Consider the following 7,418-nt stretch of genomic DNA (forward strand, 5'->3'; position numbering starts at 1 on the left):
GGCGCAGGAACGGCAAGCGTTAGCCCAACAGGTGCAAGCGCAGCAACGCAAACTCAATGAGCTTGAAACCGCTCTGGCTTTTCATAGAGATTTCGCCAAGGCAATCCAAAAGCCGCGCGTCATGCTGGTTGACTTGAGCGCGCCTCAAGGCAATCATAACGGTCGCGGCAAAGTGATTTTCGACCGCGACGAACGCCGTGCCTTTTTCATCTCGCTTGCTCTTCCGAGGCTGCCGGAGAATGAAGATTATCAGCTTTGGCACATCGGGAAATCGGGCCCGGTTAATGGCGGCGTTTTTCAGGTGGATAGCAGCGGCTATGCCGCGGTGCAGGTGTTGCATCTCCCTCAAACCGGCGGGGATATTGCGGCGTTCGCCGTCACACGCGAACCGAAAGGCGGCAGCGCCAAACCGACATTGACGCAGATGTATTTGCTCGGTAAAGCGTGAGCCTTGCAACGATCCGTCCTTTCCTCCAACCCGCCACAATCCCACTTAATAAAATGACTTCTACTTGCCAATTTCCTCTTTTGCAACGTTTATAAAAAATGAATGCCAAGCCAATGAACAAAAAGTTGTTATGCGTACGCTCATAAAATTTTTTGAAACAATTGCGCGCTTCGTTCTGTTTTGCGGTCGCTTCCTGCGTTGCCTCTCGCGGCCGTGGCAGGATTGGCATGAAACGCTGCGGCAGATGCACGAAATCGGCAGCAAATCGATTGTGCTCGTGGGCGTTTCGGGATTGGCGATCGGCATGGTGCTGGCGATGCAAACGAGCAGCACACTGGCGCGTTTCGGCGGCCAAAGTTTGTTGCCGAGCATGATCGCAGTGGCGGTCTTGCGTGAAATCGGCCCCATCATTACGGCACTGGTCGTTTCCGGGCGAGTGGGGGCCGGCATCGGCGCCGAGTTGGGCGCCATGCGCGTATCCGAGCAGATTGACGCCATGGAAGTTGCCGCGCTCGATCCGTTTCGCTATTTAGTCGCCACGCGCGTGATGGCCGCGATTCTCATGTTACCGGTGTTGACGATTTACGCAAATGCGCTGGCCTTGTTTGGCGGTTTTGTGGCGATGCGTGTCGAGGAGAACATTTCATTGAAACTTTATTTTGATTCCGCTCTTCGTTTTCTTAATTTTCCCACCGTCGTGCCGGCGCTGGCAAAAACCGCGATTTTCGGGTTCATCATCGGTACGATCGCCTGTTATCTTGGTTATAACACCACCGGCGGCACCTACGGCGTGGGCCGTAGTGCCATGATTGCCGTGGTGGTGTCGTCCTTGTTGATTATCATTGTCGATGTTGTGTTGGTCAAATTGACGATTATTTTGTTTGGATGATCAGAAACTTCAACGAGTGAAGCGGGCTGGTTCAAGCTGGCTTGGTCTGCGGTCATGATCGAAATAAGCAATCTGCATAAAGCCTTTGGCAAGCAGCTCGTTTTACGCGGAGTGAATTTGTCCGTGCCCCGGGCAACGGCGGCCGCGATTCTTGGCCGCAGCGGCAGCGGCAAAAGCGTGTTGTTGAAATGTATCGTGGGATTGGTGACGCCGGATCAGGGCAGCATTAAAATCGATGGCGAAGAAATTCTCGGATTGCCCGAGGCGGCATTAAATGCCGTGCGCAAGCGCATTGGCTATGTCTTTCAAAACGCCGCGCTATATGATTCCATGACGGTGGAAGAAAACCTTGCATTTCATTTGGATCGTTATGCGAAATTGCCGCGCGCACAACGCCGCGATCTCATTCGAGAAAAGTTGAATTTTGTCGGCATGGCGGATGCAATGCACAAATATCCCTCAGAGCTTTCGGGCGGCATGCAAAAACGCATCGGCCTCGCGCGCGCGCTGGTGCTGTCGCCGGAAATTATTTTGTATGATGAGCCGACTACGGGACTTGATCCTATCACCACGGCGGAGATTGACCGCCTGGCGGTGCGCTTGAATGAGGAAACCGGCGTCACCTCGATTGCCATCACGCACAGTCTGACCAGCGCCCGCCGCACCGCCGACCGGATTGCGGTGTTGCACGAAGGTGAAATCGTGGCCGAAGGTACGTTCCTTGAATTACAAAACCATGAACATTCGTTCGTGCGGCAATATTTTGCAAACTTAACCGGGGGATGAGTTATCTATGAAAAAGAATAGACTATTTTTGCTGGGCTTGTTTACAGTCGGCGGGCTGGTGCTGTTGGTGTGGGCCATTTTTTTGCTCGGCACAAAAAAGAAAATCTTCGAGCAGACGTTTCGCCTGGTTGTGCCGTTTGAAACGGTTGCCGGCCTGCGCGAAGGCTCGCCGGTGCGGCTTTCCGGCATTGACATTGGCGTCGTGGAAAAGATTGCCTTGCCCGAGGTTCCCGGCGCGAAAGTCGTTGTCGTCATGCGTTTGGATCAGAATGCGCAACGACTGATCCGTAAGGACGCCTATGCCGTGATTGAAACCGAAGGACTGGTCGGCAACAAAATCGTTTCAGTCAAAGGCGGCTCGCTCAGCCAGCTTCATGTCAGTGATTACGATTCGATCAGCAGCCGCAGTCCCATCGATCTTTCCGCCATTCTTGGCAGTTTTGATGAAACCGCGCGCTATATGCAATTGGTGACCGTAAGCCTTGACGGCATCACGTCAAAAATTCGCAGCGGTGAAGGCACGATCGGCAAGCTTGTCTATGACGAAGAATTTTATCATAATCTCGTTTCCATGACGGATCGCAGCGACTCCGCCTTTGCCGCGGCTTCGGCTGAAACCCGGCGGTTGGGAGAGTTGCTCACCAAGGTCTCCACATTGACGGATTCGATTATCAGCCGCGTGGAAGCCGGCGAAGGCACGCTGGGCGCGTTGGTTTATAAAGATGATCTCTACGATTTGACTTATGAAACCGTGAGCAGCACGCGAGACTCCCTCTCCGCGTTGATACATGACATGCGGCGCGGCCAGGGCCTGGTGGGAAGAATGATTTCGGATCAAGAGTTATCCGCGCAAGTCGATTCGTCGCTGCATCGCCTTGCGCGGTTGAATCAAGAGTTGGCAGAGTTGAGCCGGGTGGCGCGCGCTGGCGCTTTCAGTTTCGCTGAAAACATGGAGGCGCTCAAACACAATTGGCTGTTCAAGGGTTATTTCGAGCGCCGTGGATTTTGGAGTCGCACGGAATTCGAAAAAAATTATGCCGAGCGCCAGCGTGAGCTGGCCGAACGCGAAACGCGTCTCGAAGAACATGAAAAAACCTTGAACGTGCAGTATCAACAATTGCAGGAATTGCACAAACAAGTGCAGAGGCGATTGCAGCAGGTCGAAGAGCTGGAAAGGAAACAGCGGGCGCAGAATGAACCGGAGCAATAGAGTTTCCGGCGCGCGGCTCCGCAAAAGCAACGCTTCGGGTGTATGTTGCTAATCAGTTTTGTCAATGCCATCAACCATCATCAAGCCAAATCTAGCAATCATGCCTGTCCGAGATTTCCGCTTCGACACCCCGCAGCACAAATCCTCTTACGTGCAAGAAATGTTCAACCGCATCGCGCCGCGTTATGATTTGATGAACCGCCTCATGACGTTCGGACGCGATCAATCCTGGCGCAAACGCCTGATCCGACATGCCGGAGTTTCGAAAAATGCCTTGGTTTTGGATATTGCCACCGGCACCGGCGACATTGCGTTGTCGGCGCGGGCCGCCGGCGCACGCGGCGTCATTGGCGCCGATTTCAGCGGTGAAATGCTGGCGTATGCGCAGCGGAAAATTCAAAAAGAAAAAGGCCGCAGCGGTTATATCCATCTCGCGGTGGCCGACGGCTTGAAGCTGCCCTTTCCCGATGAAACATTTGACGCCGTGGTCACCGGATTTTCGTTGCGCAATGTCGCCCATCTTGATGCGTTCTTGCGTGAGATGGTGCGGGTGACGAAGCAAGGCGGCAAGGTTGCGAGTTTGGAAATCACGCGTCCGCGCCATCCCTGGTTTCGCCAGTTCTTTGCCTGGTATTTTGGAAAAATCGTTCCCCGCATCGGCGCGCTGGTGTCCGGCCAAAAAGATGCTTATAGTTATCTGCCGCATTCCGTCGCCATTTTTGTCACACCCGAAGAATTGCGGGTGAGATTGGAAGACGCCGGGTTGCATCATGCCCGCTTTGAAACCTTGATGTTCGGCAGCGTTTCGATTCACACCGGCGCAAAAATTCGCGCGACTGTGACTTCTCGCATAACCACGACGAATACGCCCCCGAACACGATTTCCGCCAGGATGCGCTGAGTCGTGGCTCGAATCAAGAGTCGTTTCGTCAAAAGTTACAGCGCGATTTTATTTTCGATCTGAGGCGTTGTAATCCTTGCAATTCATGCCTGCCTTTAATACTTTTGCCCCAATTTTTAAGAAGGAGCTGCGCTTAGCGTGTTGGAAAAAATTGACCATGTCGGCATTGCGGTGCGCGATCTGAAGCTTGCCACGGCGCGCTACACGATCTTGATGGCTGCACCGCCGCAACATGTTGAAGAAGTGGCGGGACAAAACGTCAAAGTGGCGATGTTCGAGGTCGGCGAATCGCGCCTCGAGCTGCTCGCCGCAACCTCTCCGGATTCCACGATTGCGAAGTTTCTGGATAAACGCGGCGAAGGCATACATCATATTTGTTTCAAAGTCGCTGATTTGGATGCGATGGTGACGCGGCTGCGCCAGGAGGGCATGGAAATTTTGCCGAATGCCGGCGCACCCGGCGCGGAAGGCAGCCGCATCGCATTTCTGCATCCGCGCAGCGCGGCCGGCGTTTTGATCGAGCTGGTCGAGAAAAAAACAGGCTGAGAGGCTCCCTCTCGGGCGAGCATATCTTATGAGACGCATTCGTATCGGTATCGATGTCGGTGGAACATTCACCAACGCTGTTGCGATCGATACCGCGAGCTTCAGCATTCTGGCGCATACCAAAACGCATACCACGCACCGCGCAGAGGAAGGCGTGGCGCACGGCATTGTGACCGCCTTGCGCAAGCTGGTGCGCAAGGGTAGAATCGCGCCGGAAGAAGTGGTTTTGGTCGCGCATAGCACAACGCAAGCGACCAATGCTTTGTTGGAAGGCGACGTGGTGCGTGTCGGCATCATCGGCATGGGCGCCGGCCTGAAGTCGATGCGGGTGCGGCGCGAGACGAATATCAAAGATCTCGAATTGGCGCCGGGCAAGATGCTGCCCACGTGTTATCGCTTTCTCGATACCAAGCGTAATTTTACCGAGAGTGTGATTCGACAAACCATTGCAGAATTGCAGCAGGAGGGCGCGGGCGCCATCGTTGCCGCAGAAGCATTTTCCGTTGAGAATCCTCGCCGCGAACAGCTTGTGCTCAACATCGCGCAAGCCATGGGGCTGCCGGCCACCTCGACCCAACAAATCTCCCAGCTTTATGGTTTGCGGATGCGCACGCGCACGGCGGTTATTAACGCCGCCATTCTGCCGGTGATGATTGCCACCACGGAATTGATGGAACGCAGCCTGCGTGAAACCGGCATTCACGCGCCGCTAATGATCATGCGCTCGGACGGCGGCATTATGGACGTCAAAGGCATGCGCGAGCGCCCGGTGCTGACGCTCTTGTCCGGGCCGGCGGCCGGCATTGCCGGCGCCTTGATGTACGCCTCCGTCTCGGAAGGCATTTTTTTGGAAGTCGGCGGCACCAGCACCGACATCAGTTTGATTCATCACGGCCAGGTTGAGGTGCGGACGGCGCGCATCGGCTCACATAAATTGTATGTCAAAGCTCTCGACACGCGCACGATCGGCGTGGCCGGCGGCAGCATGATTCGAGTTCGTAACGGCGAGATTTCCGAGGTTGGTCCGCGCAGCGCACACATTGCCGGCATGCCCTATGAAGCCTTTAGCTCGATTCTCGATCTGCATGACGCCGAGCCTACGCTGGGTGCGCCGAATCCCGGCGATCCTCCGGATTATGTTTTTTTGCACAAGGAAGGCAAACGATTTGCGCTCACCGTCACGGGCGCGGCCAATCAAATGGGTTTGGTTCCGGATCATGATTATGCCCGCGGCGGCCAAAAAAATGTGAGTATGAGTTTCACGAAATTGGGACGTTTACTCGATCAAACACCGGATAAGGCCGCGGAAGCGATCTTGCGTCTGGGGTGTAAACGCATAGCTGCCGCCGTGCAAGAGTTGATTGACCGGCATGAATTGCAGCGCGAGAATTTGCGTTTGATCGGTGCGGGCGGCGGCGCCTCGACCATTGTGCCTTACACCGCGTGGCTCTTGAATCTTCCTTATGTTTTGGCGCCCAACAACTCCATTTTCTCGGCGATCGGCGTGGCGCTCGCCATGATTCGCGAGACTATTGAACGCAGCCTGGTAAATCCTTCGGAAGCCGATTTGTTGAGCCTGCGGCAGGATGCCGAAGCCATGGTGCTGGCCATGGGCGCCTCGCCCGAAACGGTTGATGTCAAAATCGAAGTGGATACGCGGCGCAGCCTGGTGCGCGCGATTGCGACCGGCGCGACCGAAGCGCGCTTGCTGGAAAAAATTCGCCGTCCCGTGCCTTCGCATCAACGTTCCAATGTTGCGGCCGCCACGTTGGAAACAGAAACCGATAAAATTCGCACGCTGGCGCAAACTGATTTTTTCACGGCTTTTACCGCGCCGAAAGTGGTCACCCGGATGTTCGGCTTGATCAAGCACAAGCAGCAGCCCATTGTGATTGTCGATCAGCACGGCGTCGTTCGCCTCACATTCGAGCGCGCCGAGCTTTTGGAAATGACGGCGGGCGACGGCCGCGAACGCATGAAGCAGTTTCTTGAAACGTTCACGCATTACGGTGACAGCGGCGCGCATATTCCAGCGATTCATCTTGCTATTGGGCCGCGGCTCATTGACTTTTCGGGATTGGTTAATTCCTCACAAATTATCTCGCTGGGGGCGCATGAGCTTAAACAATCCAAGGCTGAGTCGCCCGTTTTAGTGATGGCAGATCTAAAGAATTAAGATTTTTATGAAAACAGTTCGCACGGACGCAAACACAAATTCTCCGCTTTATCTCGGCCTCAATCTGCAAGCCTCATTCATTCAAGCCGGTTTAGGCGACGGTTTTCAACTATTACTCGCCGATCTCGGCCAGCCTCTCGAACACGGAGACAACGCCCAGGATATTTTGCCAGTTTTGTGCAGCATTTGGAAAAGTGCGCAAATGGTTGCCGGTGATTTGGCAAGCCGGATTCATGCCGTCGGGCTTGCGGCGCCGGCGGCTGTGCATCCTGCGCAAGGGCATCTCACATTAACTACCGAAAACAATCCGATGTGGGAGGGCCTGGCCGTGGCGGAATGGCTGCAAAAAGAATTGGGTGCACCGGCTATCGTGGCGTCCGAAACAATTGCAACGGCTGTTGCGGAATTGAAAATCGGCGCAGTGCGGGGCGCGCACGACGCGCCCGCCGTAGGCCTGGCCGA

Annotated in this window: 8 protein-coding genes; all 8 read left to right on the forward strand. The window is 54.9% G+C overall.

Annotated elements, in window-relative coordinates; translation table 11 throughout:
* A partial coding sequence (locus FBQ85_23145) for an anti-sigma factor (GenBank protein ID MDL1878039.1) occupies positions 1 to 448 on the forward strand: 448 nt, incomplete at its 5' end.
* Between the two features lie 130 nt (positions 449 to 578).
* Entirely contained in the window at positions 579 to 1,337 is a 759-nt protein-coding gene (locus tag FBQ85_23150) for an ABC transporter permease (protein MDL1878040.1), read from the forward strand.
* 54 nt (positions 1,338 to 1,391) lie between these two features.
* The gene (locus FBQ85_23155) at positions 1,392 to 2,123 is read left to right on the forward strand and encodes an ABC transporter ATP-binding protein (protein ID MDL1878041.1); all 732 of its coding nucleotides are present in this window, start codon (positions 1,392 to 1,394) and stop codon (positions 2,121 to 2,123) included.
* Between the two features lie 7 nt (positions 2,124 to 2,130).
* Complete coding sequence (locus FBQ85_23160; GenBank protein ID MDL1878042.1) at positions 2,131 to 3,333, forward strand: MCE family protein; 1,203 nt, start codon at positions 2,131 to 2,133, stop codon at positions 3,331 to 3,333.
* A gap of 64 nt (positions 3,334 to 3,397) precedes the next feature.
* Positions 3,398 to 4,234: a bifunctional demethylmenaquinone methyltransferase/2-methoxy-6-polyprenyl-1,4-benzoquinol methylase UbiE gene (gene ubiE / locus FBQ85_23165; GenBank protein MDL1878043.1), complete on the forward strand. Its 837-nt coding sequence runs from the start codon at positions 3,398 to 3,400 to the stop codon at positions 4,232 to 4,234.
* A 138-nt stretch (positions 4,235 to 4,372) separates the two neighbouring features.
* Positions 4,373 to 4,780 (forward strand): methylmalonyl-CoA epimerase, encoded by a 408-nt coding sequence (gene mce, locus FBQ85_23170; GenBank protein MDL1878044.1) that lies wholly within the window; start codon positions 4,373 to 4,375, stop codon positions 4,778 to 4,780.
* A 28-nt stretch (positions 4,781 to 4,808) separates the two neighbouring features.
* Entirely contained in the window at positions 4,809 to 6,956 is a 2,148-nt protein-coding gene (locus FBQ85_23175; protein ID MDL1878045.1) for a hydantoinase/oxoprolinase family protein, read from the forward strand.
* 7 nt (positions 6,957 to 6,963) lie between these two features.
* On the forward strand, positions 6,964 to 7,418 hold a 455-nt coding region (locus FBQ85_23180), incomplete at its 3' end, for an ROK family protein (protein MDL1878046.1).

The organism is Cytophagia bacterium CHB2 (genome assembly GCA_030263535.1).
Taxonomy (GTDB): domain Bacteria; phylum Zhuqueibacterota; class Zhuqueibacteria; order Zhuqueibacterales; family Zhuqueibacteraceae; genus Coneutiohabitans.